This window comes from Pseudolabrys sp. FHR47 (assembly GCF_005153485.1).
Taxonomy (GTDB): Bacteria; Pseudomonadota; Alphaproteobacteria; order Rhizobiales; family Xanthobacteraceae; genus Pseudolabrys.
Map to the genome: position 1 here is coordinate 3,909,028 of NZ_CP039740.1, position 25,599 is coordinate 3,934,626.

Below are 25,599 nucleotides of genomic sequence, written 5' to 3' on the forward strand. Positions count from 1 at the left end.
GATTGCGCCACAGCCGCCGCCGTATCAGTGCGAGCTGACGACGACAGCATCGCCCGAGCTGACCGCTTCGGCCGGGACCATCTCAGCCATCGCGTCATCGCTGGCTTCGGCCCGCGCGGACAAAGGAGCGTCGGCCACCGCCGAGGCGACCGCAGCGGCAGCGGCGTCGGTCGCCGGCATCGCTACGCCCTTGCTCTTGGCAGCGTAATAGTAGCCGGCGGCATAGTAGCGCACGGCACGGTCGGCGTTACCGTTGGCAACCTTATAAGCCCCTGCGAGATACTTCACCGCATAGGCCATGTTGGTGTCGGCATCGAGCAGGCCGGCGACATCGCCGCGGTAGCCCATGGCGCGCGCCGTGCCGAGGCGGATCTGCATCAACCCATAATTGCCTTTGGAAATGGCGCGGGGATTGCCGCCGCTCTCACGCTTGATGACACGGCGCACCAGGGCCTCCGGGACATTGTGCGCGGCGGCGTGCTTGGCGATGAGACTGTCGAGATGGCTGCCGTTTCCGTCTATTGCCTTGCCGGCCTTCTGCGCCAGGGCCGGTGTGCCCACGACGACAGCTCCAAGAACCAAAGCAAACGACAATCCATGGCAAGCACCGCGCATCAGTCCAACTCCGTGTGGTGGGGGTAGTGCGCTTCTGAAGGCCAAGTCCGGCGACTTTGTGGCCGCACAGCAGCCGAAAATCAGCCAATTTGACCTAAATCAACGATACCGCCCGGGTCCGATGCCTAATTTTTCGAAACTAGAACTGGGGGAAAAGCTCATGCCGACCGACACGGTCATCGTCGTTACGGGCGTCGTCGCCGCCTTCATCGTGTTTGCCGTCGCCCTGGCCTGGGCGGAACACCGCACCAACCGAGGCTGACGCAGCGGCTGCGGCGCCATCCTCGAAGGGTTGGCGAAGCGGTAAAATCCGGTTATTCGGACAATCAGGTCGTGACGCGGACCTATGCGCCGCGCCGCCGACTTAATTGCCGGGAGCCATCGCGCCGCATGCGGAACAGTCTCGGTCCGATCGCATCTCTGCTGCTCGGCATTGGTTTTCTGCTGTCCGGCAATGGCCTGCTGTTCACATTGCTGCCGCTGCGCGGCGCCGCGGAGAATTTCGGCGCGGTCGGCCTCGGCATCATCGGCTCCTCCTACTATGTCGGCTTTGTCGCCGGCTGCGTGCTGGCGCCCTATGCGATCCTGAGCGCGGGGCATATCCGTGCCTTCGCTGCACTCGTCGCGCTCGCCGTCACCGTTGCGCTCGCTTACGGCCTTGCACCCAACGTGTATGCCTGGATCGGCTTGCGGCTTCTGAACGGCTTCTGCCTCGCCGGCATCTATCTTGTCATTGAAAGCTGGCTCAACAGCAGCACCACCAATGACACCCGCGGCCTGCTGATGTCCGCGTATGTGATGGTGAACTTTGGTGCCTTCACCGTCGGTCAGTTTCTGGTCACGCTCTATCCGGTCGAGCAGGCGAACAGCTTCATGATCGCCGCGATCCTTGCCTCGCTCGGCATCATCCCGGTAGCGCTGACGCGCTCGGCGCAACCGGCGCCGATCACCATCGTGCGCTTCCATCCGGTCCGGCTTTATAAGGCCGCGCCTGTCGGCCTGATCGCGGCCTTCATGGTCGGCGTCGCCAATGGCGCGTTCTGGAGTCTGGGGCCGATTTCAGCGGCCGGCAGCGGTCTCGACGTCTCCCATGTCGCGATGTTCATGAGCGCGGCGACGCTCGCCGGTGCGTTGTCGCAATGGCCGGTCGGCCGCCTGTCCGACCGCGTCGACCGTCGTCTCGTCCTGTTCACGGTCCTGACCGGCGCGTCCCTTGTCGGATTGACGCTATGGCTGTCAGCGGCGTCCGGCACGTTGCTGATCGTGTTCGGCCTTGCCTTCGGTGCGCTGACACTGCCGACCTATTCGCTGGCAGCCGCCCACGCCTATGACAAGACGCCGGCCAGCGAGACGGTGCCGACGGCCGCAACGGTGCTGCTGGCCAACGCGCTCGGCGCCGTGGTCGGTCCTCTGCTGGCGTCCGCCGTCATGCGCGCGATTGAGCCGCGCGCGCTGTTTCTTTTCATTGCCGGCACTCAGGCCCTGCTGGCGACCTATGTCTTCTACCGGACCAAGGTGCAGCCATCGCTGTCCGTGGATGAAAAGACCGGTTTCGAAATGACTGCGAGTGCGCCGGCCGGCACCATGCTGACGCCGGAGGTACCCGACCCGCGCGATCCGTCGGTCGCCGTGCCGGACGATTATGCGCAGGAGCCGCCGCGGGACAACCGCTGAATATCCGCGCCGGCGCTGAACGACAAAAGCCGGAAGCACGCGGCTTCCGGCTTTTCGTCAGGAACGTTCGATTGAAAAGAGGTCAGACGTCGGCGAAGGGATGCTTCCGCCGGGCCTCGTGCGCCTGCTGCAAACCTTCCGAGAAGGCTTCGGCCAGCATCTTCAGGTAGTTCAGGAGGCCGGTGGCCTGAGAAGCAACCGACCAGCGATCATGCGCCAGATGCGCATTGGCGGTGGTCATCTATTCAACTCCAGATCAGAAGCGGCTATTCGGCGACAGGAAACGGCGCTCGATTTCGCGCTCGGATTCGTCGGTGAACTTGCCGCCGGTTTCGGTGATGTAGCGCGCGACTTCGCGCTCGGCCTGGCGCATGCGGGCTGCCATCAGGCCGTCGAGTACGCGGGCGAAGAAGCCGCGCTTCGGAGCCGCCTTGGCCGGCGCGTAGGTGGGAGAAAAAGCCGCTTCAGCGACAGAGGGGGTATAGGACATGGAATTCGCTCCTGGTTCGGCCGAGCCGCAAGATCGTGCGCTTTCAGGCCTTGTTGCATTGCAATATATCTTGCATTGCGGAATCGAGTAGGTGCAGCGCAACATAAAAGGCATGCAATTAACGCATTTCAATTATTGCCGTCAGGAAACCAGATTTGTTTCTTTTGTTCTGAATTGACAAGTATATGGCGTTTAACGACGAGTTTTCCGTCCGCCCAGTCGTAGGAAACGAGTTTTTTAACGAATCAGAGCTTTTCCGCCGCTTGGATATCGGCCATAAGCGCATAGCTAAACACCGAGCAGCAGCGCCGAGAGCGCCTGCAATACCATTCATTCATTCGACCCGACGGCCGGTGGGCCTTGCGCCCCCTGCGATTCGCGGTGGTCTCTATAATTTTCGAGGAGCCTGACCATGGCCAAGAAACCGGGAAGCAATCCCAAGGGCGAATTCGTGATGTTCGACGTCGTCTATGAGGACGGCTCGCAGCGCTCCAACCGCCGCGTCCCCGCGGACATCCTCGGCGGCCTCGAGAAGGACGAACCGGCGCGGGGCTTCATCATCGAGCAGGACCGCGAGATCGCCGAGAAGTCCGGCCGCGCGCCGCTCGCCATCAAGTCCATCGCCCGGACCGGGACCAAGCCGAAAAAGGCGATGGGCGCCAGATGATGGCCATCACAGTCTAGCCCCCGGCTTTGTGGTTCGATCGATCGCCCACGATCCGAACCACGGAGCCCGCCATGCACCGCTTCGTCGCCGTTTTTACTGCCGCTTTTGTCGCAGCCTTTCCGGCAAGCGACGCCCTCGCCCAGAACCGCGATGTCGCCGGAGCCCGCGATTATCCTGGCATCGGCCGTTTTAGCGGCAGCGTGATTACCGGCTACCAGACCAAAGATTTCGACGCCGTGCGGCTGCAGGCCGCCGCTTTCAAGGACGGCCAGCCGACCGACGCGCGGACCCTCGAAGGTCGGGTGACACGCATTGCCTATCGCACCGGACCCGGGCCTTCGATCCTTGAAGTGTCGCGCAATTTCGAGAACCAGCTCGGCAAGGCCGGGTTCGAGACGCTTCTTGCTTGTAACGCCGACGATTGCGGCGGCATTCCCTTCAGCGAGAAGATCGACGCGCTGCCGATCCCCGCAATGTGGATCGACGGCTTCGATTATCGCTACTTCGCCGGTCATAAACGAGACGGCAATGCCGACATCTACGCGACCGTCATCACCAGCAAGAACAACGACGACATCTATGCCCAGCTTGTCGTCGCCGTGGTCGGTGCGTTGGAAAACAAGATGATCGACGCCGCGGCGATGGCCAAGGGCCTCGGCGAGAAAGGCCATATCGCGATCTACGGCATTTATTTCGATACTGACAAGGCCGTCATCAAACCGGAGAGCGCGCCGACGCTCGCCGAAATGGCCAAACTGCTCGGGGGGCAGCCGGCGCTCAACGTCTTCATTGTCGGGCATACCGACAACCAGGGTAGCTTCGAACACAACATGACGTTGTCGCGCCAGCGCGCCGATGCCGTCGCAGCGGCTTTGGCCACAACTTACAAGATCCCACGCGGCCGGATGAAAACCGCCGGCCTCGGCTTCCTCGCGCCGGTGGGCTCGAACGCCACGGATGAAGGCCGCGCGTTGAACCGCCGCGTGGAACTGGTACAGCCGTAGCCGCCGGCAGGCTTGCCATGAGGACGCTGCATTGCTGAGTGCCGCGTTCGGGCGTATTTTGACTTGATGAAAACGCTGTTTCGCCAGCCGCTGCTGCGCCTGCTCGTCATCAATTTGGCGATCGGCATCGGCGCAGCGGTGGCCATGATCGGCGGGCTGATGGCGCTGAACCCGCACCACCTGCGGGACCTGATCCTCAACGACCAGTCGGGCGGCGCGGCCTTCGGCCTTCTATTGTTCGGCCTCGTGATCACCTTCGGCAGCGTTGCCATGGGCACTGCTATCATGGCGCTCGGCAGACCGAAGGACTCTGAACCGCCCCGCGGCAAATCCATCCCCGCGACCGTCCCGGTGCGCGCCCGCTAGTAGTTGTTGCCCCCGAGCTTCTCCGCGAACAGCACCATGGTCTTGCGGTAGATCTCCGAGCGATTCCACTCGCGCATGACCTGGAAATTCTCGGTGCCCTCGCCGTAGGGCTGGCCGGCGCGCCAGCCATTGGTCTTGAGCAAATTCGCCGTCGAGGCCAGCACGTCCGGCACCGAATGGCGCAGATCGACATGGCCGTTGCCGTCGTAATCGACGCCGTACTTGATGTAGGACGACGGCAGGAACTGCGTCTGCCCGATCTCGCCGGCGAAAGCGCCGACCAGGTCCTTGAGCGGCAGGTCGCCGCGGTTGACGATCATCATCGCCGCGATCAGTTCGCCCTGAAATAACTCCGTGCGCCGGCAGTCATGCGCGAGCGTCGCCAAAGTGCGCACCACCGGGCGCTTGCCCATGTCGCCACCGCCATTGTCGGTCTCCAAAGTCCAGATCGCCATGATCAGTTCCTTCGGCACGCCGAACTGCCGTTCGACGCGCGCGAGCAACTGCGCATGCTTCTGCATCAGCGCCGTCGCGCGCTTGAGGCGGGCGGGGATGACGCGGGTCTTGGCGTAATCCTCGAAACTGCGCTTGAAGGTGTAACGCTGGCGCTTGTCGAAGGCCAAGACCTCCTGGTCGATGCTGACGCCGGACAGGGCCTCGCGCACCACCGATGCCGATACGCCCTTGGCCTGCGCCTCGCGGCCGATCTGCGACAGGAAGGTATCGAAGTCGCCGCCGCATTTGGCGGCCTGCGCCGGCAGCGCGAACAGCGATGCGGCGAGAAGAGCGAATGCGGCGATGTGTTTGTTCATGATCAATTGTCTCACGCCTTCAGCTCTCCCGCCAGATACGCGATCGCCGCAGCGGTGCCGCCGGAACCGTGCGGCAGCTTGAGCGCCGTCATGCCCATCTCGATCGCGCCCAGGGTTCCGAGCACCATCGGCGCGTTGACATGGCCCATATGGGCGATGCGGAAGCCACGCCCTTCGGTGGCGCCCAGCGCGCGGCCGAGCACCACGCCGCATTTGTAATTGCAGTAATCGACCAAAGGCTGCGCGCTGTCGCCGCCGCGCGTGATCACCGTCGTCACCGTGTCGCAGCGCTCCGATGCCTCGATGACGTTGAAGTCGAAGGTCTGGCCTTCGCTCCACACCGCCACGGCGCGGCGCACCGCTTCGGCGAGCGCGCGATGGCGCGCGAACACGTTCGGCTCGCCCTCGGCGAACATGATGTCGAAGGCGGCGCGCAGGCCGAACAGCAACTGCTCCGGCGGCGTGCCGCAATATTTGTGGTAGTGCACCGGGCCGTCGCGGAAGGTCCAGTCCCAATAGGGCGTGCGCATGTTCGCTTTTTTATGCGCCTCGAGCGCGCGCGGGCCGGCGGCGGTGAAGCCAAGACCCGGCGGCGTCATCAGCCCCTTCTGCGAACCGGACATGGCGAGATCGACGCCCCACTTGTCCATCTCGAACGGCACGCAGCCGAGCGAGGCGACCGTGTCGACGCAGAGCAGCGCCTCGTGACCGGCGGCGCGGATCGCCTGCGATATCGCCGGAATGTCGTTGATGACGCCGGAGGCGGTGTCGATCTGCGCCACCAGGATGGCCTTGATCTCGCCTTTGGCATCGGCCTTGAGCCGCGCCTCGACCTCGGCCGGACGCACCGCGCGGCGGAAATCGCCGGGCAGGATTTCGACCTCGGCGCCCAGCATCTTCGCGGCCTCGCCCCAGCCGATGGCGAAGCGGCCGCTTTCCAGCACCAGCACCTTGTCGCCGCGCGACAGCACATTGGTGAGCGCGGCTTCCCAGGCGCCGTGGCCGTTGGCGGCGTAGATGTAACAGCGGCCAGCCTGCGTGGCGAAGACGCGCTTGAGATCGCGCATCAGACTATCGGTGAGTTCGACCAGCGGCCCGGTATAGATGTCGAGCGCGGGGCGGTGCATGGCCTGCAGCACGGCATCGGGAACGTTGGTGGGACCCGGAATGGCGAGGAATTCACGGCCGTTGGCGAGAGAAGAGACGGAGGAGGACATTGGGGAGCAGAAGCCTTCTATTTGGAGGCCGGTCAGTAGCATGATTTGGCGAGGCCAAGGGATCACGATTGTTGATCGAAATCATCACCGCCGCGCCCCTGCGCCGGCCGGCGGCGGCTTCAGCCTGCCTTCCGCCTCCGCCCGGGCGAAAGCCTTTTTCATGGCCCGCTGGAGACGCCCCACGAAGCGGTCCCGCTGCGCATCCGTCATGACCCGCGGCGGCAGCGGCACCGCACATTCGCCGCCCGGCAAGGTGCAACCGCGCTGGCGCCGGCAGGCACGCTGCGGACAATGGCGCCAATCCTCCCTGTTCTCGGCGATGATCACCCGCAGATGGCGCGCAAGCTCGGCGCGGAAATCCTCGATGCTCTGGTTGTCGTCGAAGCCGTCGTCTTCCTCATCATCCTGCGGACGCGGCTGTTCCTTCATGCGCGGCATGGACCTGTCTCCTGATCGGTTGTGTGACTGAAAGGCGCGTTTCATGAGGGCGCGCGGCCTCACCCGTATTCTTTGAGCGGCGCCGGGTGCGCCGGAATTCCTTGGGGCCTTCCACCCGCGCCTTTTCCCGAGAGGGAAAAATGCGAGGGCGTGGAGCGCCGAAAGGCGCATCCTACGGCCTCCCGCCGGGTGGCGGGGCGCGCCCCTCGAGCAGGGACGCGTCGCCTTCCGGCGCTCCACGTTGTGGCGATTTCTGTCCGCGGGGCCGCGCTTCCAGCCTGCCGGCCAGCGATCGAGCCGCCCTCTTCCGGAGCGCGGACCCGACCTCCGGCGGGCTTTCGCCCGCCTTCACCGGCAAACCGACTAGCCATTCAAGGCAGGGGTCCGTAGTGACCCCGGTCGGCTACCCGCGGCCTCCCGAGTGCGGGGTTACGAGCCCCGCCCGCAGGCGCCACACCCTGCCCCACGTTCAGCGAGCGTCTGCAGAACGCCCCTCGCCTGGGACAAGGCGGGGATGAAGGTATATAGGCCTAGGACGGAAGTCAAGGGTCATTTGACCTAAGCAACCTTGCTCAGCCTCCTGAGAGCTCCAGCACCCTTTCCCGGACCTGGATGATCCAAATGGCTACCAACCATTCCTAGATATTTCTTGGGGACTTTCTTCGGAATCTCTGCAGCAGGCGTTTTTCTCTTCCTGGACGGAATTAGGGAAAGCGGGCCGCGTTTTCGCGTGGCACCCAAAAGCTGAGCACCTATCTCAAGTGCTAATGCCTCGGCCAGTGCAGAAGGAACGCCGTTTCCCACTAAGCGTTGTATCTCAGCTCGCGTGCAAAACCCAAAATCAAGATTGGGAAATGTTTGAAGCCGACAAAGCTCTTTCGCCGAAAGCTTCCGATTCTCCCAGTGAAAAGGCCCCGTCGACGGTCCTGGCTGCGCCTGAATTGTCCATGACGGCTGGTCTTTGGCAAGCTTCAAAAGAAAATTCCAATAACGCGTTCGCCAACCAAAAAGCGGGGCTCCACCACCGCGAGGCGTGTGCCACAAATAATTCTTTCCTTCTGGAATTGTCGGCAAAAGGTCGGCCCACTTGCCCGTCACCGCCAAGCTCCGCTTGTCTGCGCTCTGGGACAGACCGCCGATTGCGTCCCACGCCGTTAGATACGGCGGAAGCATTCCTTCTGCAGTTTCATCTTTCGGACCATGTGTCGCCTTAGGAAATTTAAAAGGCGCGCCGTCTCGCGCACCAACAATGAAAACTCGTTCTCTTAATTGCGGGACGCCAAAGTCTGCAGCATTGAGCGACGCCATAGAAAACGAGTAATTCACGCCGGTCAGACTATTTATCTCCGATAAACCCGCCCGAATGAAATCAATGGCCTCACTTTTTCCTGCGAAAGAGAACCCGAGGACATTCTCTAAGAGAAAAGCTCTCGGAAGGGTCGCCTTCAATACCTTCAAATAGTGAGCCAAAGTGCCGGCTCGAGCATCCTCGAGCCGCCTCGAACTTCCCGTTGCCCAGTACCCGGACTTAGAGAATGGCTGACAAGGAGGACCGCCAATAAGTACATCAGCCTCCCGCGACCTGAGGCCCGCGAAGTCAAGCAATCTCGACATAGAAACATTGCCGATATCGTCCTCAACCACCCGCCAAGCCGGGCGATTTCCGGACAAAACACGGCAGGCGACCGGGTCGATCTCAACAGCAACTCTGGTAGAAAACCCGGCCGCTTCAAAGCCGAAATCTAACCCACCCACTCCGGTATATAGCGATATCGCTTTCAATTTGCTCATTTGGTTTCTGCTGAAGATCGACCACACGCTTTCTCAAAAACCAGTTCGGGCTTCGAGATAAAGATTGGCTCCTGCACCACTAGATTATTCGAAATTCGTCCAACGCATTTCTGATGCGGAGGCAATTCACTGGTCATTGCATATACAAAATTCCATGTCTCGCTCACTGGATGCAGACATGCGGCCAAGACCTTGAAGTCACCCGGCCGATAGTAACGCGAACACGGGTCAGCTTTCGACGCTCGGGTACGCTGAAAATCAACTTTCACCAACCCCGCACTGGTCTGCTTCCGCAATACATTCTTACACTCCACAAGAATTGGCGCACTGCCCCTCCATCGCAAAGAAATATCGGGCTTACCTTCTTCTTCAATTCGCCGGCATTCAGTTACCCCGGGAATTCCTTTGAGCAATGTCTCAAGATGGCTTTCGGCAACCCATCCTCGCACCGCCATTTTCAGCCTTCCCGTCCGATCAATCAGGTTTAACAAATCCGCCGACGGCATGTTCAATTCATGTAGCAACCGGTTCGCCGCCAAGCTTGCTTTACCTTTCTCGAGAAGCTTGTCCGCAATGAGGTGACGCTCGCCAGGGTCGAATCCTAAGGCCATTTGCTCAAGCTGGATCAAATCAAAAATGCGATCTTTGCGCCCGCCAACAAGAACTTGAATTCTCTTGTCGGCATCAAAATCCGGCGTTGGTCGACTTCTCGTTTTGGGTTGCCTATAATCTCGTTCCCACGCAGCCCAGCCACGGTCTAAGATTTCTTCTACATTTTTTGATTTGAATTCAATAGACCTCGACATTGGAGACGGGTTGTTCATCAACGGATCTGCAGCAATGAAGATGTCGCGCTCCGGATCAATTCCCAAAAAGATCGTAGTAATTAAGGAATGAGGATCAACGGCGATTTCCAAGACGCCTCTCAACTCGCCACCATACTTGACTTGAAACCGATGCTCGTCATCAGGGCGATTGCGCGTCGGTTTAGCGTTAGCAAAGAAGGCATACACGAGCACACCTTGCCGGTCGCCCGCAGGTGTTTCAAACACGATATAAAAAGGCGCCTCGTCAGGCTCGGACTTGAATATGATTCTACATCGCTGTTGCTCGAGACCTTCAATCACAAAATTGAGCAGCGGAATTTTGTCCGCCCTCCGAACCGAGTAGGTTTTCCACGTGAGTGCCTTGGCTCTGCCTGAGGCCGATTCGGGCGTTTTCATAATTCAAGTTTAGCGGCTTTGCCGACCATTGGCATCGCATCAGTGTCATGCCGTAGGCGGAGCAGTTCCCCGGCGCGCAAGCGCGCGCCGACCTCTCCCCATAGCTCGCCGGGACGGCGAGCGTTCGCTCGCCCATGGGGAGAGGTGAAAGAGAGTGTGCGCCGCCCGCCCCCCGCCAATTGCCCCGTCCCGTCTAGCTTGCGATAACGCTGCCATGATCACGCAAGCCGCTGTTTTCCGCGCCGTGGGCGCGCCGCTCTCGATCGAGCCGATCACGCTTGACGCCCCGCGCGCCAGCGAGGTGCAAGTCAAGGTCAAGGCGGTCGGCCTGTGCCGCACCGACCTGCATGTGATGCGCGGCGAGCGCCGCGTCGCCATGGCGCCGATGGTGCTCGGCCACGAGGCCGCCGGCATCGTCGAACAGGTCGGCAACGCCGTGAACGGCATCGCGCCCGGCGATCATGTCGTGCTCACCTTCATCCCCGGCTGCGGCCGCTGCCGCTGGTGCGCGCGCGGCCTGCATCATCTGTGCGCTCAAGCGCCGCGCATCACGCAAGGGCCGCAGCTCGACGGCAGCTATCGCCGCAGCGACGCGCAAGGCCGCGACGTCGGCGCCTTCTGCATGATCGGCGGCTTCGCCGAGCGCACCGTGGTCGACCAGGCCTCCGTCATCGTCATCGACAAGGACGTGCCGCTCGATCTCGCCGCACTGGTGGCTTGCGGCGTGCCGGCCGGCGTCGGCGCCGCGCGCCATCGGGCCAAGGTGAAGGCCGGCGACAGCGTGCTGGTGGTCGGCTGCGGCGGCGACGGCATGAACGTCGTGCAGGGCGCGCGGCTCTGCGGCGCCACGACCATCATCGCCGCCGATGTGGTGGACGCAAAGCTCGACTGGGCGCGCGGTTTCGGCGCCACGCATACAGTGAACGCGCGAGGCGAGGCGCTGACCAAAGCCGTGCTCGACCTGACCGAGGGCGTCGGCGTCAACCACGCCTTCGTCTGCATCGATCCGCCGGCGACCCTGCTGCCGGCGTTCCGCGCCACGCAGAAGGCCGGCAATGTCGTGGTCACCGCGATCACGCCGGACACGGTGAAGTCGATCGACATTCCGCCGATCGAACTGTTCGCGACGCAGAAGGCGGTGATGGGCGCGGTCTATGGCTTCATCAGCCCGCGCCTGCAGATCCCGGAGCTGCTGCGGCTTTATCGCACCGGCGATCTGCGGCTCGCCGAGCTGATCACGCGCACTTACGCGCTCGCCGACATCAACCAGGGCTATGCCGATCTCGATGCCGGCAAGAATCTGCGCGGCATGGTGCTGTTCGACTGAGGCGGCGGGGCTGGCGTCTCAGGCCTGCGGAATCGGCCGTGGCCGGCCGTTCTCGTCGATGGCGACGAAGGTGAAGTTGGCGTCCGTCACCTTCTCGTGGTGGCGCGTCATGAAGCGCCGCGCCCAGGCCTCGACATGGATCTTCATCGAGGTGCGGCCGATGCTCTCGACCAGCGTGTAGACCTCGAGCACGTCGCCGACTTTCACGGGGCGGATGAACTTCATGGCGTCCACCGCGATGGTGACGACGCGGCCATGGGCGCGCTCGATGGCGGCGATGCCGCCGGCCTGGTCCATGCGCGACAGCACCCAGCCGCCGAAGATATCCCCGTTGGCATTCGTGTCGCCCGGCATGGCGCTGATGCGCACCGTGAGTGTGCCGCGCGGCTTGTCCTGATCGCTCATCGTCGTCGTCCTCGAATCCGAAAGTTCCGGCGGACGACAAAAGCGCGGCGGCGCGACGGAGGCAAGACGCAAAACGGCGGGCACGAGGCCCGCCGTTTGCATGAAGCGCTGGATCCCCGCCTTCGCGGGGATGACCGCAAGATGCGGTCAGTTATCGAGGAACGAGCGCAGCTTGCGGCTGCGCGACGGGTGCTTGAGCTTGCGCAGCGCTTTCGCCTCGATCTGGCGAATACGTTCGCGCGTCACCGAGAACTGCTGGCCGACTTCTTCCAGCGTGTGGTCGGTGTTCATGCCGATGCCGAAGCGCATGCGCAGCACGCGCTCCTCGCGTGGGGTGAGCGAGGCGAGGACGCGCGTCGTGGTCTCGCGCAGGTTCGACTGGATCGCGGCGTCGATCGGCAGCACCGCGTTCTTGTCCTCGATGAAGTCGCCGAGGTGGCTGTCCTCTTCGTCGCCGATCGGCGTTTCGAGCGACAGCGGCTCCTTGGCGATCTTGAGAACCTTGCGCACCTTCTCCAGCGGCATGCCGAGCTTCTCGGCGAGCTCTTCCGGCGTCGGCTCGCGGCCGATTTCGTTGAGCATCTGGCGCGAGGTGCGCACGATCTTGTTGATCGTCTCGATCATGTGCACCGGGATGCGGATGGTGCGCGCCTGGTCGGCGATCGAACGCGTGATCGCCTGACGAATCCACCACGTCGCATAGGTCGAGAACTTGTAGCCGCGGCGATATTCGAACTTATCGACCGCCTTCATCAGGCCGATATTGCCTTCCTGGATCAGATCGAGGAACTGCAAACCGCGGTTGGTGTATTTCTTGGCAATGGAGATGACGAGGCGTAGGTTCGCCTCCACCATTTCCTTCTTGGCCTGGCGGGCTTCGCGCTCGCCCTTCTGCACCATCTGCACGATCTTGCGGAATTCGCCGATCTCGACGCCGGTCTGCGCCGCGAGGTCATGCACCACGCCGCGCATGTCCTTGATCTTGTCCTTCTCCTTGGCGACGAAATTCTTCCAGCCCTTCGCCGACAATTTGGAGATGCGGTTGAGCCAGCGCGGATCGAGCTCCGAGCCGATGTAGTTCTTCAGGAAGTCGTCGCGGGCGACGCCGTAGGATTCGGCAAGGCGCATCAGGCGGCCTTCGTTCGACACGAGGCTCTTGTTGATGGCGTAGAGCTGCTCGACGAGCGAGTCGATACGCGCCTGGTTGAGGCGCAGCGACTTCACCTCGGTGATGATCTCGTCCTTGAGCTTCTTGTACTTGCGCTCCTGGGCCGGCGACAGCGAGGTGTTCTTGAGCCGGAATTCGATGTCCTGCTCCTGCAGACGGCGCAGGCGCTTGAAACTGTCGGCGATGTTGTCGAAGGTCTCGACCACCTTCGGCTTCAGCTCGGCCTCGATGGCGGCGAGCGACATGGAGCCTTCCATGTCGTCTTCATCGTAATCGCCCTCGGCGGCGCTTTCGGCCGGGTCCTTCTCCTCGTCATCGCCCGCTTCCTTGAAGGGCGTCGCGGCGGCGGGCGCGGTCGGCGCCGCGGCGGGCTGCACGACCTGCAAATGCGGCGCGCCGTTGCCGTTATTCATCGGCTTGCCATCGGGGCCGACCGGCGTCTGCATCTGCTTGGCCTCGGGACCGGCATAGGTCGCTTCGAGGTCGATGATGTCGCGCAGAAAAACTTTGCCTTCGTTGAGTTCGTCGCGCCAGATGATGATGGCCTGGAAGGTCAGCGGGCTTTCGCACAGGCCGGAGATCATGGCCTCGCGGCCGGCCTCGATGCGCTTGGCGATGGCGATTTCGCCCTCGCGCGACAGCAGCTCGACCGAGCCCATCTCGCGCAGATACATGCGCACCGGATCGTCGGTGCGTTCGGACGGTTCTTTCTTCTCGACAGTAGCGAGGGCCTTGCTCTTGGTCTCGACCAGTTCGCGGCCGGAATCGTCGTCATCGTCGTCGTCGGCTTCGTCGGTGGCCTTCTCGCCTTCCTCGTCGCCGTCGGCGTCTTCCTGCTCGATGACGTTGATGCCCATTTCGGACAGCATCGCGAGCGTGTCCTCGATCTGCTCGGAGTTGACCTCCTCCGACGGCATCACGGCGTTGAGCTGCTCATAGGTGACATAGCCGCGCTTCTTGGCGGCCTTGATCATCTTCTTGACGGCGGCATCGGAGAGGTCGAGCAACGGCAGCGGCGTATCGGGGGCGCCTTCGGCTTCCTTCTCGGGAGCGTCTTCGCCCTTGGCCTGGGTGGCCTTCGCCTTCGACGCCATCTGCTTCTCCTGGACCTTCCCGGCCATATCGTACTCCGCCTCGTTCCGTATACTTTTCAACGCGAGCATCCCCGGCGCGGATGCCAAAAAAGGGCCGCCGCCGGCAATGGCAGGGCCCGAATCAGGCCTGGAGTGTCGTCGGCGGCGCCTTAAGCCCCGATTAACCCCGTAAATGCAGCGGAAAACGGCCTCATTCCCCGCCGTGGAAATCGTCCTGTCGCCCCTGTCCCACCCCTAGTGCGTGACTCGGGTCGCGGTCTCGGTCAAGCCAAAAGCGGGCAAAATCGCCCATTCTGAGAGTCGCTTAGAGCGTTCGGGCACCTCGCCCGGAAGAGGCCCCGAAGCCTTCAATAAGCGCTTCGGTCCCATCCACGCTGGCGAGACGCTCTTTCACGTCGCGCAGCCGCAGATAATTGGCTTCGGTCGCCTCCTGGCCCAAGGCCAGCTCGGCTTCCCTCAGCTCCCTAGTTAGTGAATGCCACTGCCGATGCAAGGCGACGAGCTGTTGCCAGGTCACCAAAACATCGTCCGGCGCGGCATCGGGGCGGACGCCCCAGACCGAGGCCGTGGTGATCGCGGCAAAGACCCGCTCCAGCGTGTCGGAAAGCCCCCGCGCGGCGAGTTCCGACCGCAAAATGTCGGGCTCGAGCCCTGCGGCGTGGTCCATCGAATGGGCGGCGATGTCGATCAGGGCGGCTTTCAGCTTTTCCGCCTCGCCGTGGCGGAACTCGAGCGACGCCAGTTCTTCGAGGTGGTCGTGCAGCAACCAGGGGTAGTTGATGGTGGCCTGCAGGATCAGGGCTTCGCGGGTCGGCACCGCTGTGCGGTGGCCGCGATGGACGGGGCTCGCCGCCATCTGCTGGCTGGCAACCACATAAGGCCCGCCGGCGACACCGCGCTGGGGTCCGCCACGCTGGCCGGCGCCGCGCGGCGGCCAGTTACCTTGCCGGCCGCCAAAACCTGAGCCCTGCCCGCCGAAACCTCCCCGCTGGCCGCCAAAATTACCGCGGCCGAAACCCTGATTCTGCGCCGGAGCGAAGAAGGCGCGCAGGCGCTCGTTGAAATCCTGCCGGTAATATTTCCGCACGGATTCGTCGGCGATCTGCTGCGTCACCTCGTTGATGCGGGATTCCAAAGCCGCGCGGCGCTCGGGCGTATCGAACGCGTGGCCTTCGGTCATAAATTGCCACAGCATCTGCGCCATCGGCTGGGCAGCGTCGACGACATCGCGGACGGCGTCCGGCCCTGACGCGCGCAACAGATCGTCGGGGTCCTGCCCCTGCGGCAGCAGCGCGACCTTCAAACTCTTGCCGGGCTTCAAATGCGGCATCGCCAGCTCGACGGCGCGCCGCGCGGCGCGTAAGCCCGCGCCGTCGCCGTCGAAGCACAGGATCGGCTCGTCGGTCATTTTCCAGATCAGACCGAGCTGATCCTCGGTCAGCGCGGTGCCGAGCGGCGCCACCGCGCCGGCATAACCGGCCGTCACCATGGCGATGACGTCAACATAGCCTTCGACCACGACCACCGGCGCACCATCATGCGCGGCCTGGCGCGCGGCGGCGATGTTGTAGAGCGTGTGGCCTTTGTGAAAGAGCGGCGTTTCCGGCGAGTTGAGATACTTCGCCGCGACATCCTTTTCCAGCGCGCGGCCGCCGAAGGCGATGATGCGGCCGCGAATGTCGGTGATCGGGAACATCACGCGGTCGCGAAAACGATCGAACGGCACCGGAATGTCATCGCCGGCGATCAGCAACCCGGCCTCGACCATGTCGGCGGTGCTGATGCCGTGCGAGCCGAGATGCTCCTTCAGCGCATAGCGCTCGTTCGGCGCGTAGCCGATGCGGAATTTCACCTGCGTCGCGGCATCGAGGCCGCGATCGGCGAGATAGCCGCGCGCTTTGGCGCCGAGCCGCGACGAGAGCGTCGTCTCGAAGAACTTCGCGGCGATCTCCATAACGTCGTGCAACGTCTTGCGATGCGCATCGCGGCGCTGGTCGTCCTCCGAGACTTTCGGCAGCGGCATGCCAGCCATCTGCGCCAGTTGCTCGACGGCTTCCGGGAAGGTCACGCCTTCGGTCAGCATGACGAAATCGAAGATCGAGCCGTTCTTGCCGGAGGAGAAATCAAACCAGGCTTCCTTCTGGTCATTGACGAAGAAGGACGGCGTTTTCTCCTTGTTGAACGGCGACAGCCCTTTGTACTCACGGCCGGAGCGGACAAGCTTCACCCGGCGCCCGACCACTTCCGAAACAGGAAGGCGGGATTTCAGCTCTTCAAGGAACTGGGGCGTAAAGCGCATAAGGCGGAAAGTCCGATTCGAACCTTCCTTAATATAGGGAGTCCGACCCGGTGTTTCCGGAACCTGCAGGGCGGCCCCGAAAGACCGGGCTTTTCGAGGCTTTTCCTAGTTATGCACAGGGCGGCGGGGTATCCGGAAACGTCGCTCAGTCCGACAACTTCGCCTTCACCGCGCCGCTCGCCTTGCCGAAATCCATCTGCCCGGCGTATTTGCCGCGCAGGATGGCGATGACCTTGCCCATGTCCTTCATGCCGGCGGCGCCGGTTTCCTTGATGGCGGCGTCGATCGCGGCGGCAACTTCGGCTTCCGACATTTGCTTCGGCAGATAGGCCGAGATCACCGCGATCTCTTCCTCTTCCTGCTTCACGAGATCGTCGCGGCCGCCCTTCTTGTACATCTCGACCGATTCCTGGCGCTGCTTGATCATCTTCTGCAGCAGGCCGAGCACCTCGGCATCGCCCATGTCCTTGCCGGTGGTGCGCGCCTCGATGTCGGCGTTCTTCAGCGCGGCGTTGACCATGCGCAAGGTCGAAACCGCGCGCTCGTTCTTAGCCTTCATCGCCTCCTTGAGGGCGTTGTTGATGTCGTCGCGGATCATGGTCGTTCCTTCTTGAATTACTTGACCGGCTGGTGGCCCTGGTTCTCGCCGAAGGCCTCCTCGCGATAGAGGCCGAGGGAATGCATGACCGGCAAATCGTTAAAGCAGAACAAACAGGCGTCCTCGCTTGACGAAGAATTGCCGTGCTCGTGGAAGGCCCAGGACGGCACGCAGAAGATATCGCGCTTCTTCCAGTCGAAGCGCTTGCCGCCGATGATCGAATAGCCCTCGCCCTTGGCGCATTGATAGATCGATGAGCCGGTGTGGCGATGGGCGCGGGTTTTCTCGCCCGGCCGCAGCATTTGCATCGAGGCGCCGATGGTCTGCATCACCGGGCCGCCGGTGAGCGGGTTGACATAGTTCATCAGCACGCCGTCGAAGGGCGAGCCGTCGGTCGCCTTGGCGAATTTGGTGAGCGACTCGTAAGTCGGCTCCCATTCGTATTTGAGGAGCGGCGAATAGGGCTTCTGCCAGTCCTGCATGGCGGGCTGCAAACCGGGCGCGCCCCAGGTGAGCGTCGCGTCGTCGACGGCGTAAGTGACCGGCTGCTTCAGGTCGGGATGCACCTTGTAGAAATTGGCTTCCAGCGCATTGACCAGCGGAATGTCGAGGCCGTCCTGCCAGATGCAGTCGGTGCCGGAGGCGTCGACGCCGTGCTCGTGCCATGAGCCGTTTGGCGTCAGCACGAAATCGTTCTCGCCGAGCGTCATCTTGTGGCCGTCCACGATTGTGTAGGCGCCCTTGCCCTCCATGATGAATCTGAGAGCCGAAGCCGAATGCTGGTGCGCCGAGGCGGTCTCTCCGGCGCGCATCACCTGCAGGCCGGAATAGAGCCAGCCGACCGCGGCGGCATAATCGCGCCGGCCCGGATTGTTGAGATAGATGACGCGGCGGCCGGCCTTTTCCGGCGCGACGAGTTCGATCGAGCGCAGCACCGGCTCGCGCAGGTCCTGATAGCGCCACAGCACCGGCACCGAATCCGATTTCGGCTCCCAGGGCTCGATCTTGTTGGCCACGGTCCACAGCGCCGCGGCCTCGAATTTCTCGAGATCGCCGTAATAGGCGGTCAGTTCGGCGGTGTCCTCGACATTGGCCCGGCCGGCGACGTCTTCCCGGTACTGGTCGTGCCTCGGTTGCGCGGTCATGGCCTGAACCTCCTGCCTTCCAAATGCGCGGGGACGACCTAAAGCCGCCCTTGCCTCACCCGCCATAATACGCAATCAAGAGGCTTATGACACAGGACAAAGCCGCCCCCGGCGGAGCCTGGGCAGAGCCCAAGGCCACCGCGCTCATCGTGCTCGCCGATGGAACCGTGCTCGAAGGCTTCGGCGTCGGCGCCGAAGGCCACGCCGTCGGCGAAGTCTGCTTCAACACCGCCATGACGGGCTACGAGGAAATCCTCACCGACCCGTCCTATGCCGGGCAGATCGTCACCTTCACCTTCCCGCATATCGGCAATGTCGGCACCAACGAGGAAGACATCGAGTCGCTGAACATGGCGGCCCGCCCGGGCGCCTGCGGCGTCATCCTGCGCACCGACATTACCCAGCCCTCGAACTACCGCGCCACCCGCCCGCTCAATGACTGGCTGAAGGCGCGCGGCATCATCGGCCTTTCCGGCATCGATACACGGGCGCTGACCGCGCTGATCCGCGAGAAGGGCATGCCGAATGCCGTGATCGCGCATTCGCCGTCGGGCAAGTTCGACCTCGAGGCGCTGAAGAAGGAAGCCCGCGAATGGCCGGGCCTGGTCGGCATGGACCTGGTGCCGATGGTGACCAGCGCGCAGCGCTTCACCTGGGACGAGACCGAGTGGCAGTGGGGCAAGGGCTACGGCCGGCAGGACAAGCCGGAATTCCATGTCGTCGCGGTGGACTACGGCATCAAGCGCAACATCCTGCGCCTCTTGGCCAGCGCCGGCTGCAAGGTGACCGTGGTGCCGGCGACGACAAGCTATGACGAGATCATGGCGCTCAAGCCCGACGGCGTGTTCCTGTCGAACGGCCCCGGCGATCCGGCCGAGACCGGAAAATACGCGGTGCCGGTCATTCAGCAGGTGGTGAAATCGGGCACGCCGACCTTCGGCATTTGTTTGGGCCACCAGATGCTCGGCCTCGCGCTCGGCGGCACCACGATGAAGATGCATCAGGGCCACCACGGCGCCAATCATCCGGTGAAGGATATCACGACCGGCAAGGTCGAGATCACGTCGATGAACCACGGCTTCGCGCTCGACAAGGACAGTCTGCCGGCCAGCGTCGAGCAGACGCACTTCTCGCTCTTTGACGGGTCGAACGCTGGCATCGCACTCAAGGACAAACCGGTGTTCTCGGTGCAGTACCACCCCGAGGCCTCGCCGGGCCCGCGCGACAGCCATTATCTGTTCCAGCGGTTTGTCGAGCTGATGCGGGAGAAGAAGAAGGCGAAGGTTTAGTTCTTCGTCATTCCGGACGACTTGCGCAGCAAGTCGATCCGGAATCCAGCGCTGGATTCCGGGTTCGCGTGCTTTGCACGCGCCCCGGAATGACGGCGATTGAACCCGATGCCGCGCGGGACGTTTGATAGATCATGCAAACGCCCATCACCTATTTCTTCCACGACGACGGCGCGGTGCCGAACAATCCAGCGCTGCCGATGCTGGTCTACAAGGCCGCGCTCGATCTTTCCGGCGTACGCGACCCGGAAGCCGAAATCGAAAGACTGTTCGACGCCCATGACTGGGGGCATGGCCGCTGGCGCAATGGCATCTTCCCCTATGCGCACTATCACTCAATGATTCACGAGGTGCTCGGCATCGCCCGCGGCACCGCCAAGGTGCGCTTCGGCGGCAACAACGGCGAGGTGCTCGATCTCGCGCCGGGCGACATCGCCGTGCTGCCGGCCGGCACCGGGCATCAGCGGCTCGCGGCATCGTCCGATCTCGTGGTCATCGGCGGCTATCCGCCGGAAGGCACCTACGATCTGTGCCGCGGCGACCGGCCCTCGGACCGGGATCGGGCCCTCAAGACGATTCCGAACGTGCCGCTGCCGGGCTGCGACCCGGTCGGCGGCAAGAATGGCGCGCTGACGATGCTGTGGCGCGGCGCCTAGGGATCACGCCGCGCGCGGCATGAACGGCGCCGGATCGATGTAAGGCGTCTCGCCTGTCATCATCTCCGCGATCAACCGTCCGGACGCCGCGCCCATGGTGAAGCCCTGGTGGCCGTGACCGAAGTGCAGCCACAGCCCGCGATGGCGCGGCGCTTCTCCGATCACCGGCAACATGCTCGCCATGAACGGCCGCGTGCCGAACCACGGCTCGGGATCGACCGACGTGCCGAGATCGATGAACTCGCGCGCATATCGTTCGGAGCGCTTGAGCTGCGTTTCCTTCGTCGACATGCTGAAATCGGCAAGGTCGGCGCCGGTCGTGATCCGCAAACCGCGCGCCATCGGCGCAACCACATAGCCGCAGCCGGCGTCGAGCAGCGCCCGGGTCAGCGGCGCGCCGCCGGCGAAGTGGCGGTGATAACCGCGCTTCATCACCATCGGGAAGCGATAGCCATAAGGCCGCAGAAAAGACGGCGACCACGGCCCGAGCGCGACCACGGCAACCGGGGCTTCGACGGTCCCACCGTTGACGGCAACCGACCAGCCTTGCGCCGTCTGCCGCAGCGAAGCAGCCTCGCCGGTCTCGATCGTGCCGCCGTTGCGCACGAACAATTCAGCGTAGTTCTTCACCAGACGGCCGGGGTCGCGCACCGACCATGGCGCGGTCCAATGAATGGCGCCGATGATGCGCTCGCCTACCGACGGTTCGAGCGCGCGCAAGGCGGGGCCATCGAGCAGCCGATACGGCACGTTCCACACCGCGCCAACATGCCCGGCCTTGGCGATCGCCTCATCGAAGGTCGCCTGGTCGCGAAACACATGCAGGTAGCCGTCGCGCTGGATCAGGTTGTCGCTGCCGGACTGATCGATGAGCCCGCTGTGTTCGATAACCGATTGAGCGGCCAGCGTCGCATAGGCCATCGAAATCCGCTCATGGCGGTGCGGCTCGGAATTCCACCAGTAGCGCAAGAGCGGCCCGGCTTGCTCGGGCAGCGCCGCGAGGCGATAGCGGACGTCATTGGCCAGGCCGATCGCGATGCGCGTCAAGCTGACGAGGTCGCGCGGCATGGCGTAAGGCTGCACCGCTTCGCACTGAATGATGCCGGCATTGCCGTGGCTGGTCTCTTCGCCGGGCCCGCGCCGGTCGACCACCACCACCTGCCAGCCGCGCTTCTGCAAATGCAGGGCCGTCGAGACGCCGATCATCCCGGCCCCGAGCACTATTGCCGAACGCATTGGAGTCCTGCCTTCTGTCCTGCCGATGCCGGACGAAACTATGTTTTCAATTTCAGAAACTATTTACACCAAAGGAACCTGGCTTGCACGCCCGTTTTGTGGACGAAGGCCGTAGAATCGTCCGAAATTACCTAGTTTGTGGCAATTTTCTACCGAAAAAGGCGACTTCAAGGAACGGAAGATAGTTTTCATAATTTGAAATATTTCACGAAACGCGAATGTTCTGTGGTAGCCATGGCGGCGATGACCGATACGCTCCCCAGCAAACTCGCCCCGTCGCAGCTCGGGCCCTGCCTGATGGCCGCGCGCAAGGCGCGGGGCGTCACCTTGAAGCAGCTGGCCGAACGCAGCGGCATTTCCATCTCCAGCCTGTCCAAGGTGGAAAACGGCCTGATGTCGCTGACCTACGACAAGCTGCTACAGGTGGCGAACGGGCTGGGCATCGAGATCACCGAGCTGTTCTACACGCCGCAAGCGGATACCCTTGCCGCGCAACGGCCGCTGGTGACCGGCCGCCGCAGCCTAGCACGGCAGGGCAGCGGCCAGGTGGTCGAGGCCGACGCCTATACTTACAAATTCCGCTGTACGGATCTGGTCGGCAAACGCATGGTGCCATTCCTGGTCGAGGTCCGCGCCCGCAGCCTCGACGAGTTCGGCCCGCTGCTGAAGCACGCCGGCGAAGAGTATATCCAGGTCCTCGATGGCCGCATCGAAGTGCACACCGAGTTCTATGCCCCCGAGATTCTGGAAGCCGGCGACGGCATTTATCTCGACAGCAATATGGGCCACGCCTATCTCAACGCCGGCGATGCCCCGGCCCAGTGCCTGTGCGTCTGCACGGCGGAAGATCACGATACGGTCGAGGCGCTCCGCCAGAGCGTGACCCGCACCGCAGCCCTTTGAGCGTCATCCCATGGACTGGATCAGCTTCTACGATTTCAAGCACTCGGTGATCTATGTGAATGCGCGCCATCGCGACGTTCACTATGAGACCATTGCGAAAGACATCCGCGCGCTGGTGCCCTCGCCCGACGCCATCGTCATGGACTACGGCTGCGGCGAAGCGACGAGCGCGGCGCTGGTGGCGGAGGCGTGCAAACACCTCACACTGGTCGAGGCGGCGCCGAATGTGCGCGCAGCCTTGCGCGAGCGTTATGCGGCGAACCCGAAAATGTCGGTGATGAGCCCGGACGAAGCGGCGGCGACGCCCGACCACTCGGTCGACATGATCGTACTGCACTCGGTGGCGCAGTATCTCACCGCCGCCGAACTCGACGCCATGATGGCGACGTTCCACCGCCTGCTGAAACCGACCGGCACCTTCGTGCTCGGCGACATCGTGCCGCCGCAGATGGCCTCGGTATGGGCCGCGTTGTCGCTGCTGAAATTCGGCGCCGCCAACGGCTTCTTCTGGGCCGCGGTCGGCGGGCTGATCCGCATCCTGGTGTCGGACTATTTCACGCTGAAGAAGACGCACGGCCTGTCGCACTACACCGAGGCCGAGGCGCTGGCGAAACTCAAGGCCGCGGGCTTCGAACCCAAACGCGCCGCGCACAATACTGGCCACAACCAGCACCGCATGACATTCATCTCGAAGCCGGCGTGAGCGCCGCCGTGGTTAATAGCGGCGTTAACCGCAATCCAAAATGCCGCAGCCTGTTAACGACCATGTGATCGCGGCAGTATAGGCTTCGCACATGGCCCGGTGGCGGAGCGCGTACGCAAAGGACCCCGCAAGGTCCTTCACCCTGGTTCAAATCCAGGCTGGGCCTCCACTCTTTCAGCCGCTGCCGCGGCGTTGACTTCTCTTCGCCGCTCGCCCGACACTGATCGCCAGCGTCATCGTCCGCGAAAGCGGACGACCCAGCGCTTCGAAGAAAGAGCTGGATCCCCCGCCTTCGCGGGGGATGACAGCGAAGGGGCGGGCCAGGAAACGCGGACATGGCAGAGCGAATGCTGATCGGCGCCGGCGCCGGTTATTCCGGCGACCGCATCGATGCCCCGATTGCCGTAGTGCGTGATCTCAAGGCCTCCGGCGAACGCGCCGCCATCATCTTCGAAACGCTCGGCGAACGGACCTTGGCGCTGGCGCAATTGCGCCGCCGGGAGAATCCCGGCCTTGGTTATGAGCCGAAGCTCAAAGCCCTGCTGACGCCGGTGCTCAAGGACTGCGTCGAGTCGAAGATTTCCATCGTCGGTAATTTCGGCGCCGGCAATCCGCCGGCGGCCGCGAAGCTGATCGCCGACCTCGCCGCCGAGCAGAAGGTGCGGGCGAAAATCGGCGTCGTTACCGGCGACGACATGCTCGGGCCGGAAGGCATCGAGGTGTTGCGCGCTGCGAGCAATGAATTGCCTGACGACAAATCGCTGGTTTCCGCGAATGCCTATCTCGGCGCGGCGCCCATCGTCGAAGCTTTGGGCGAAGGCGCCGACGTCGTCGTCACCGGCCGCGTCGCCGATCCGGCGCTGACGCTGGGACCGCTCATTCATGCTTTTGGCTGGGCTTATGACGACTGGCACCGGCTCGGCGTCGGCACCATGGCCGGGCATCTGCTCGAATGCGGCGCGCAGGTCACCGGCGGCTACTTCGCCGATCCCGGATGGAAGGATGTGCCGGAGCCGGATAACATCGGCTTTCCCATCGCCGCCATCGAACGCGATGCGAGCTTCGTCATCGGCAAGGCGCAAGGCGGCGGCCTCGTCGATCGCCGCACCGTCGCCGAGCAACTGCTCTATGAGGTGCACGACCCGGCCGCTTATCTCACGCCCGACGTCACCGCCGACATCAGCAACGCTGAGATCGTCGAACTCGGCCAGGACCGCGTGCGCGTCGACGGCATCACCGGGCACCAGCGGCCCGACACGCTGAAGGTGACGGTCTGTTACGACGGCGGCTGGCTGGCCGAAGGCGAGATCTCCTATTACGGCCCGAACGCGCTGGCCCGCGCGCGGCTTGCCGCCGATGTGGTGAAGAAGCGCAGCCCGAAGGACATCCGCATCCGCTGCGACATCATCGGCGTGCTCAGCGTGCTCGGCGACGATGGCGGCAGCGCCTTCAACGACATCGACTCATTCGGCGAGCCGACGCGCGACGTGCGCCTGCGCGTCGCCTTTGCCGGCAACGACAAAGCGCTGGTCGAGCGTGGTCTGCAGGAAGTCGAGGCTTTGTACTGCGCCGGGCCGGCGGCCGGCGGCGGCATTCGCCTCGCGCTGCGCCCGCGCATTGCCGCGACCTCATGCTTCATTCCGCGCAGCGCCGTGACGCCAAAAGTCGAGATCGTGGAGGCGCGGTCATGACACGGCTCGAACTGCACGCACTGGCCCATGCCCGCACCGGCGACAAGGGCAACCGGCTCAATATCTCGCTGATCGCCTACGAGCCGGCGATCTATCCGCTGCTCGTGCGGCATGTCACCGAGGCTGCCGTCGCCATGCGCTTCATCCATCGCAAGCCATCGTCGGTGAAGCGGTACGAACTGCCGAAGATGCACGCGCTCAATTTCGTGCTCGACGACGTCCTCGACGGCGGCGTGACGCAGGCGCTCAACCTCGATTCCCACGGCAAGACGCTGAGCTTCCATCTGCTTGGCATGCGCATTCCGGTGCCTGACGAGCTTGCAAAATACGCCAAGGTTGGCGCCCCGGATGCGGCCGCGATCATGGACAGCGCTCGGCGCGAATAGTATGACGCTGCCGGTTCGAACGGCTGGCAGGCAGAGTCAATGTCGAAACAGGAACAGCGCGCGGAGGCCGAGCGGCTGATGCGCGAGGCGATGGAGCGCAAGGGCCTCGCCGTGAAGCAGGGTGATACCCGTATCGAGACCAAGTGCGGCAAGTGCGGCGCCGTCAACAAGGTCTCGGCCAAGGCGGGCGAGACCCGCGTCATGTACAAGTGCAAGGAATGCGGGCACGAACAGCGGGCGATGTGAGGCCGGCGGCGGGACGCATCCGGATTTTCCGCGGAATCGTGACAATTTGAGGCGAACCCGCGCCAAGTACTTGTGGCTTGAGGGGTTTCAGAGGCTTCCCACCCCGCCGATTCTGGTCTAAGCACCCCTCGCGGCCCAGCGCCGCCCTCTTCGCAG

At 63.3% G+C, this 25,599-nt stretch carries 26 protein-coding genes and 1 tRNA gene; 13 read left to right on the top strand and 14 right to left on the bottom strand.

All coding sequences use genetic code 11. From position 1 onward, the window contains the following. Nucleotides 1–24 precede the first annotated feature (24 nt). Nucleotides 25–561 carry a lytic transglycosylase domain-containing protein gene (locus tag E8Q40_RS19105; protein ID WP_246662923.1) on the bottom strand — a complete coding sequence of 179 codons (537 nt, stop codon included), beginning with the start codon at nt 559–561 and terminating at the stop codon, nt 25–27. Nucleotides 562–1,005: 444 nt separating this feature from the next. On the opposite strand from E8Q40_RS19105, the gene E8Q40_RS19110 reads away from it, so the two are divergent. Beyond that, nucleotides 1,006–2,289, top strand: a complete 1,284-nt coding sequence (locus E8Q40_RS19110; RefSeq protein ID WP_137046027.1) for an MFS transporter — start codon at nt 1,006–1,008, stop codon at nt 2,287–2,289. Nucleotides 2,290–2,371: 82 nt separating this feature from the next. Here the strand turns inward: E8Q40_RS19110 and E8Q40_RS22050 are convergent, their stop codons facing one another. Both E8Q40_RS22050 and E8Q40_RS19115 read right to left on the bottom strand, forming a co-directional pair. Further along, complete coding sequence (locus tag E8Q40_RS22050) at nt 2,372–2,530, bottom strand: hypothetical protein (protein WP_168197913.1); 159 nt, start codon at nt 2,528–2,530, stop codon at nt 2,372–2,374. Nucleotides 2,531–2,545: 15 nt separating this feature from the next. After that, nucleotides 2,546–2,779, bottom strand: coding sequence for a hypothetical protein (locus E8Q40_RS19115; RefSeq protein ID WP_137046028.1), 234 nt, complete (start codon nt 2,777–2,779; stop codon nt 2,546–2,548). Between the two features lie 412 nt (nt 2,780–3,191). Between E8Q40_RS19115 and E8Q40_RS19120 the strand changes: the two genes are divergently transcribed. The 3 genes from E8Q40_RS19120 to E8Q40_RS19130 all read left to right on the top strand — a co-directional run bounded on the left by E8Q40_RS19120 (nt 3,192) and on the right by E8Q40_RS19130 (nt 4,816). Then, nucleotides 3,192–3,446: a hypothetical protein gene (locus E8Q40_RS19120; protein WP_137046029.1), complete on the top strand. Its 255-nt coding sequence runs from the start codon at nt 3,192–3,194 to the stop codon at nt 3,444–3,446. 71 nt (nt 3,447–3,517) lie between these two features. Further along, on the top strand, nt 3,518–4,450 hold the full coding sequence (locus E8Q40_RS19125; RefSeq protein WP_137046030.1) for an OmpA family protein: 933 nt from the start codon (nt 3,518–3,520) through the stop codon (nt 4,448–4,450). A gap of 66 nt (nt 4,451–4,516) precedes the next feature. Next, nucleotides 4,517–4,816: a hypothetical protein gene (locus E8Q40_RS19130; protein ID WP_137046829.1), complete on the top strand. Its 300-nt coding sequence runs from the start codon at nt 4,517–4,519 to the stop codon at nt 4,814–4,816. Here the strand turns inward: E8Q40_RS19130 and E8Q40_RS19135 are convergent. The 5 genes from E8Q40_RS19135 to E8Q40_RS19155 form a co-directional block, all read right to left on the bottom strand. Further along, a complete protein-coding gene (locus tag E8Q40_RS19135) occupies nt 4,813–5,628 on the bottom strand; it encodes a lytic transglycosylase domain-containing protein (RefSeq protein WP_137046031.1) in 816 nt (271 codons plus the stop codon). The genes E8Q40_RS19130 and E8Q40_RS19135 overlap by 4 nt on opposite strands. An 11-nt stretch (nt 5,629–5,639) precedes the next feature. Then, entirely contained in the window at nt 5,640–6,845 is a 1,206-nt protein-coding gene (locus E8Q40_RS19140) for an alanine--glyoxylate aminotransferase family protein (RefSeq protein WP_137046032.1), read from the bottom strand. A gap of 84 nt (nt 6,846–6,929) precedes the next feature. Continuing rightward, a complete protein-coding gene (locus E8Q40_RS19145; RefSeq protein WP_137046033.1) occupies nt 6,930–7,283 on the bottom strand; it encodes a hypothetical protein in 354 nt (117 codons plus the stop codon). 558 nt (nt 7,284–7,841) lie between these two features. Continuing rightward, nucleotides 7,842–9,074 (bottom strand): DNA cytosine methyltransferase, encoded by a 1,233-nt coding sequence (locus tag E8Q40_RS19150; protein WP_137046034.1) that lies wholly within the window; start codon nt 9,072–9,074, stop codon nt 7,842–7,844. Further along, on the bottom strand, nt 9,071–10,297 hold the full coding sequence (locus E8Q40_RS19155) for a hypothetical protein (RefSeq protein WP_137046035.1): 1,227 nt from the start codon (nt 10,295–10,297) through the stop codon (nt 9,071–9,073). The genes E8Q40_RS19150 and E8Q40_RS19155 overlap by 4 nt, the downstream gene beginning before the upstream one ends. A gap of 214 nt (nt 10,298–10,511) precedes the next feature. Between E8Q40_RS19155 and E8Q40_RS19160 the strand changes: the two genes are divergently transcribed. Beyond that, nucleotides 10,512–11,624, top strand: coding sequence for a Zn-dependent alcohol dehydrogenase (locus E8Q40_RS19160; RefSeq protein ID WP_137046036.1), 1,113 nt, complete (start codon nt 10,512–10,514; stop codon nt 11,622–11,624). 18 nt (nt 11,625–11,642) lie between these two features. Here the strand turns inward: E8Q40_RS19160 and E8Q40_RS19165 are convergent, their stop codons facing one another. The 5 genes from E8Q40_RS19165 to E8Q40_RS19185 all read right to left on the bottom strand — a co-directional run bounded on the left by E8Q40_RS19165 (nt 11,643) and on the right by E8Q40_RS19185 (nt 18,333). Beyond that, entirely contained in the window at nt 11,643–12,029 is a 387-nt protein-coding gene (locus tag E8Q40_RS19165) for an acyl-CoA thioesterase (RefSeq protein ID WP_137046037.1), read from the bottom strand. Between the two features lie 147 nt (nt 12,030–12,176). Then, the gene (rpoD, locus tag E8Q40_RS19170) at nt 12,177–14,291 is read right to left on the bottom strand and encodes an RNA polymerase sigma factor RpoD (protein ID WP_137046830.1); all 2,115 of its coding nucleotides are present in this window, start codon (nt 14,289–14,291) and stop codon (nt 12,177–12,179) included. Between the two features lie 304 nt (nt 14,292–14,595). Beyond that, nucleotides 14,596–16,590, bottom strand: a complete 1,995-nt coding sequence (gene dnaG / locus E8Q40_RS19175; protein WP_137046038.1) for a DNA primase — start codon at nt 16,588–16,590, stop codon at nt 14,596–14,598. 145 nt (nt 16,591–16,735) lie between these two features. Then, the gene (locus tag E8Q40_RS19180; protein ID WP_137046039.1) at nt 16,736–17,188 is read right to left on the bottom strand and encodes a GatB/YqeY domain-containing protein; all 453 of its coding nucleotides are present in this window, start codon (nt 17,186–17,188) and stop codon (nt 16,736–16,738) included. Nucleotides 17,189–17,205: 17 nt separating this feature from the next. After that, nucleotides 17,206–18,333 carry a cupin domain-containing protein gene (locus E8Q40_RS19185; RefSeq protein WP_137046040.1) on the bottom strand — a complete coding sequence of 376 codons (1,128 nt, stop codon included), beginning with the start codon at nt 18,331–18,333 and terminating at the stop codon, nt 17,206–17,208. 86 nt (nt 18,334–18,419) lie between these two features. On the opposite strand from E8Q40_RS19185, the gene carA reads away from it, so the two are divergent. Together carA and E8Q40_RS19195 are read left to right on the top strand one after the other, a co-directional pair. Then, a complete protein-coding gene (carA, locus tag E8Q40_RS19190) occupies nt 18,420–19,622 on the top strand; it encodes a glutamine-hydrolyzing carbamoyl-phosphate synthase small subunit (RefSeq protein WP_137046041.1) in 1,203 nt (400 codons plus the stop codon). A 134-nt stretch (nt 19,623–19,756) separates the two neighbouring features. Then, nucleotides 19,757–20,278: a hypothetical protein gene (locus tag E8Q40_RS19195; RefSeq protein ID WP_137046042.1), complete on the top strand. Its 522-nt coding sequence runs from the start codon at nt 19,757–19,759 to the stop codon at nt 20,276–20,278. 3 nt (nt 20,279–20,281) lie between these two features. On the opposite strand, the gene E8Q40_RS19200 is transcribed toward E8Q40_RS19195, so the two are convergent. After that, entirely contained in the window at nt 20,282–21,514 is a 1,233-nt protein-coding gene (locus E8Q40_RS19200) for an FAD-binding oxidoreductase (protein WP_137046043.1), read from the bottom strand. Between the two features lie 243 nt (nt 21,515–21,757). Here E8Q40_RS19200 and E8Q40_RS19205 point away from each other — a divergent pair, with 243 nt between their 5' ends. The 6 genes from E8Q40_RS19205 to E8Q40_RS19225 all read left to right on the top strand — a co-directional run bounded on the left by E8Q40_RS19205 (nt 21,758) and on the right by E8Q40_RS19225 (nt 25,443). Beyond that, nucleotides 21,758–22,417, top strand: a complete 660-nt coding sequence (locus E8Q40_RS19205; protein ID WP_137046044.1) for a helix-turn-helix domain-containing protein — start codon at nt 21,758–21,760, stop codon at nt 22,415–22,417. Nucleotides 22,418–22,427: 10 nt separating this feature from the next. Beyond that, on the top strand, nt 22,428–23,120 hold the full coding sequence (locus E8Q40_RS19210; protein ID WP_137046045.1) for a class I SAM-dependent methyltransferase: 693 nt from the start codon (nt 22,428–22,430) through the stop codon (nt 23,118–23,120). A gap of 93 nt (nt 23,121–23,213) precedes the next feature. Continuing rightward, a tRNA-Ala gene (locus tag E8Q40_RS22055) sits at nt 23,214–23,289 on the top strand. 166 nt (nt 23,290–23,455) lie between these two features. Further along, complete coding sequence (locus tag E8Q40_RS19215; RefSeq protein ID WP_137046046.1) at nt 23,456–24,811, top strand: acyclic terpene utilization AtuA family protein; 1,356 nt, start codon at nt 23,456–23,458, stop codon at nt 24,809–24,811. Continuing rightward, on the top strand, nt 24,808–25,197 hold the full coding sequence (locus tag E8Q40_RS19220) for a hypothetical protein (protein ID WP_137046047.1): 390 nt from the start codon (nt 24,808–24,810) through the stop codon (nt 25,195–25,197). Before E8Q40_RS19215 ends, E8Q40_RS19220 begins: the two co-directional genes overlap by 4 nt. Before the next feature lie 39 nt (nt 25,198–25,236). After that, complete coding sequence (locus E8Q40_RS19225; RefSeq protein ID WP_137046048.1) at nt 25,237–25,443, top strand: hypothetical protein; 207 nt, start codon at nt 25,237–25,239, stop codon at nt 25,441–25,443. Nucleotides 25,444–25,599 lie beyond the last annotated feature (156 nt).

Excerpts from the sequence above, each read along its gene's own strand:
- E8Q40_RS19220 (WP_137046047.1), top strand. The coding sequence starts at position 24,808 with ATGACACGGCTCGAACTGCACGCACTGGCCCATGCCCGCACCGGCGAC.
- E8Q40_RS19135 (WP_137046031.1), bottom strand. The coding sequence starts at position 5,628 with ATGAACAAACACATCGCCGCATTCGCTCTTCTCGCCGCATCGCTGTTC.
- dnaG (WP_137046038.1), bottom strand. The coding sequence starts at position 16,590 with ATGCGCTTTACGCCCCAGTTCCTTGAAGAGCTGAAATCCCGCCTTCCT.
- E8Q40_RS19210 (WP_137046045.1), top strand. The coding sequence starts at position 22,428 with ATGGACTGGATCAGCTTCTACGATTTCAAGCACTCGGTGATCTATGTG.
- E8Q40_RS19145 (WP_137046033.1), bottom strand. The coding sequence starts at position 7,283 with ATGCCGCGCATGAAGGAACAGCCGCGTCCGCAGGATGATGAGGAAGAC.
- carA (WP_137046041.1), top strand. The coding sequence starts at position 18,420 with ATGACACAGGACAAAGCCGCCCCCGGCGGAGCCTGGGCAGAGCCCAAG.
- E8Q40_RS19140 (WP_137046032.1), bottom strand. The coding sequence starts at position 6,845 with ATGTCCTCCTCCGTCTCTTCTCTCGCCAACGGCCGTGAATTCCTCGCC.
- E8Q40_RS19180 (WP_137046039.1), bottom strand. The coding sequence starts at position 17,188 with ATGATCCGCGACGACATCAACAACGCCCTCAAGGAGGCGATGAAGGCT.
- E8Q40_RS19200 (WP_137046043.1), bottom strand. The coding sequence starts at position 21,514 with ATGCGTTCGGCAATAGTGCTCGGGGCCGGGATGATCGGCGTCTCGACG.
- E8Q40_RS19130 (WP_137046829.1), top strand. The coding sequence starts at position 4,517 with ATGAAAACGCTGTTTCGCCAGCCGCTGCTGCGCCTGCTCGTCATCAAT.
- E8Q40_RS19215 (WP_137046046.1), top strand. The coding sequence starts at position 23,456 with ATGGCAGAGCGAATGCTGATCGGCGCCGGCGCCGGTTATTCCGGCGAC.
- E8Q40_RS19115 (WP_137046028.1), bottom strand. The coding sequence starts at position 2,779 with ATGTCCTATACCCCCTCTGTCGCTGAAGCGGCTTTTTCTCCCACCTAC.
- E8Q40_RS22050 (WP_168197913.1), bottom strand. The coding sequence starts at position 2,530 with ATGACCACCGCCAATGCGCATCTGGCGCATGATCGCTGGTCGGTTGCT.
- rpoD (WP_137046830.1), bottom strand. The coding sequence starts at position 14,291 with ATGGCGTCGAAGGCGAAGGCCACCCAGGCCAAGGGCGAAGACGCTCCC.
- E8Q40_RS19110 (WP_137046027.1), top strand. The coding sequence starts at position 1,006 with ATGCGGAACAGTCTCGGTCCGATCGCATCTCTGCTGCTCGGCATTGGT.
- E8Q40_RS19205 (WP_137046044.1), top strand. The coding sequence starts at position 21,758 with ATGACCGATACGCTCCCCAGCAAACTCGCCCCGTCGCAGCTCGGGCCC.
- E8Q40_RS19195 (WP_137046042.1), top strand. The coding sequence starts at position 19,757 with ATGCAAACGCCCATCACCTATTTCTTCCACGACGACGGCGCGGTGCCG.
- E8Q40_RS19150 (WP_137046034.1), bottom strand. The coding sequence starts at position 9,074 with ATGAGCAAATTGAAAGCGATATCGCTATATACCGGAGTGGGTGGGTTA.
- E8Q40_RS19185 (WP_137046040.1), bottom strand. The coding sequence starts at position 18,333 with ATGACCGCGCAACCGAGGCACGACCAGTACCGGGAAGACGTCGCCGGC.
- E8Q40_RS19165 (WP_137046037.1), bottom strand. The coding sequence starts at position 12,029 with ATGAGCGATCAGGACAAGCCGCGCGGCACACTCACGGTGCGCATCAGC.
- E8Q40_RS19125 (WP_137046030.1), top strand. The coding sequence starts at position 3,518 with ATGCACCGCTTCGTCGCCGTTTTTACTGCCGCTTTTGTCGCAGCCTTT.
- E8Q40_RS19155 (WP_137046035.1), bottom strand. The coding sequence starts at position 10,297 with ATGAAAACGCCCGAATCGGCCTCAGGCAGAGCCAAGGCACTCACGTGG.
- E8Q40_RS19120 (WP_137046029.1), top strand. The coding sequence starts at position 3,192 with ATGGCCAAGAAACCGGGAAGCAATCCCAAGGGCGAATTCGTGATGTTC.
- E8Q40_RS19160 (WP_137046036.1), top strand. The coding sequence starts at position 10,512 with ATGATCACGCAAGCCGCTGTTTTCCGCGCCGTGGGCGCGCCGCTCTCG.
- E8Q40_RS19225 (WP_137046048.1), top strand. The coding sequence starts at position 25,237 with ATGTCGAAACAGGAACAGCGCGCGGAGGCCGAGCGGCTGATGCGCGAG.